Raw genomic sequence first — 1,341 nt, 5'->3', positions numbered from 1 at the left:
GGCAGGGGTCCCGCCGATGGGCGGCCCGGCACTGCCGCTGCCCACCATCTCGGCGTCGCCGGCGACGCCCCGCGTCGCGCCGCAGACCCCCCGCGACGGCGTCTCCCAACTGGACACGCTCTCCCCGGCGGGAGCGATGCAGGCCGGACGCGCGTCCTGGGCGACGCTGGTCGCGATCGCGGTCGTCACCGAGGCCGGCCTGCTCTGGCTCGTCGCCGGGCTGACGGTGATGCGCCGGCGACGCCTCGGCCCCGCCTCCCGGCGGCTCCGTGGGGGACTCTGGAGCAGGCGGCTCTCTCCAGGCGGGACGGCCAGGAACACGAAGCGTTCATAACCGTCCTTTCTCCCGTTCTCCGTTACCGATGCGAGCCCATGTGTCGCACCCTGCGTGACGGGTCGTGCGGTGTCGGTGTGGGAAGGCCTCTCCAGCGAGGTCGCCGCGGAGGCGGGCCCTTTACTTAAGGGCGGCGAATAGTCAATAGTCTTGCGGAATCGCACGATTCGTATTCAGGGGAGCCGAACGATGGCTGACACGGGGTTGAACTGCCCGAAATGCTCAGGGAAGTGGGACACACACGACCGCAACGGCGTCGTGATCGAGGAGTGTGTGGGCTGCCAGGGGGTCTTTCTCGACCGAGGTGAGCTCGAACGCCTCATCGACGCCGAGAGTGAGTATCTCGCCAAGCTCGACCCGGCGGGAGACCAGGACACGTCCTACCACGGCCGGCACCGCCGCGGCATCATTCACCAGGTCTTCACGCCCGCCGAGTGATCCGTGTGGAGGCGTTCGGCCTCCCACAGGTCACGGTAGGGTCCGTCCGCAGTGGCCAGCGCGTCGTGGGGACCGCGCTGAACGACCCTGCCACGGTCCAGGACCACGATTTCGTCGGCCGCCCTCAGGGGAGCGAGGCGGTGCGTGACGAGGACGACCGTCCGCTCGTCACCGAGCATCTCGGTGACGAGCCGGTCGGCCGTCGGCAGGTCCAGTCCCTCCGCCGGCTCGTCCAGCAGCAGCACCGGTGGGTCGGAGAGCAGGGCGCGGGCGAGCAGCAGCCGTTGACGCTGGCCGCCCGACAGCAGGTCGTTCGCCACGGGGGTGTCCCAGCCCTCCGGCAGTGAGTCGATCCAGTCGAGCAGCCCGGCACGGCGCGCGGCGGCCTCCAGGTCGGCGGCGGAGGCGCCGGGCCGCGCGAGCGCGAGGTTGGCCCGGATCGAGGCGGCGAACACATGCGCGTCCTGCGTCAGGCCGCGCACGGCCGCGCGGACGTCCGCTGCGTCGTAGGCGTCCAGCGGCACTCCGGCGAGCAGCACCGCTCCGCGCGCCCGCGCCTCCCCAGTGAG

Annotated in this window: 3 protein-coding genes; 2 read left to right on the top strand and 1 reads right to left on the bottom strand. The window is 71.5% G+C overall.

What is annotated here, in order from left to right; translation table 11 throughout:
* Window positions 1-334: hypothetical protein (locus tag ACFFNX_RS50125; protein ID WP_378213561.1), on the top strand; the 334-nt coding region annotated here is incomplete at its 5' end.
* Between the two features lie 189 nt (window positions 335-523).
* Complete coding sequence (locus tag ACFFNX_RS50120; protein ID WP_378213560.1) at window positions 524-772, top strand: TFIIB-type zinc ribbon-containing protein; 249 nt, start codon at window positions 524-526, stop codon at window positions 770-772.
* Here ACFFNX_RS50120 and ACFFNX_RS50115 read toward each other — a convergent pair.
* On the bottom strand, window positions 745-1,341 hold a 597-nt coding region (locus tag ACFFNX_RS50115), incomplete at its 5' end, for an ATP-binding cassette domain-containing protein (protein WP_378213559.1). The two genes, ACFFNX_RS50120 and ACFFNX_RS50115, sit on opposite strands and share 28 nt — an antisense overlap.

It is taken from the genome of Actinoallomurus acaciae (genome assembly GCF_042429965.1).
Classification (GTDB): domain Bacteria; phylum Actinomycetota; class Actinomycetes; order Streptosporangiales; family Streptosporangiaceae; genus Actinoallomurus; species Actinoallomurus acaciae.
This window is presented reverse-complemented; position numbering and strand designations above follow the sequence as displayed.

What these genes read in the sequence shown, in the direction of transcription:
- ACFFNX_RS50120 (WP_378213560.1), top strand. Translation starts at nt 524, where the DNA reads ATGGCTGACACGGGGTTGAACTGCCCGAAATGCTCAGGGAAGTGGGAC.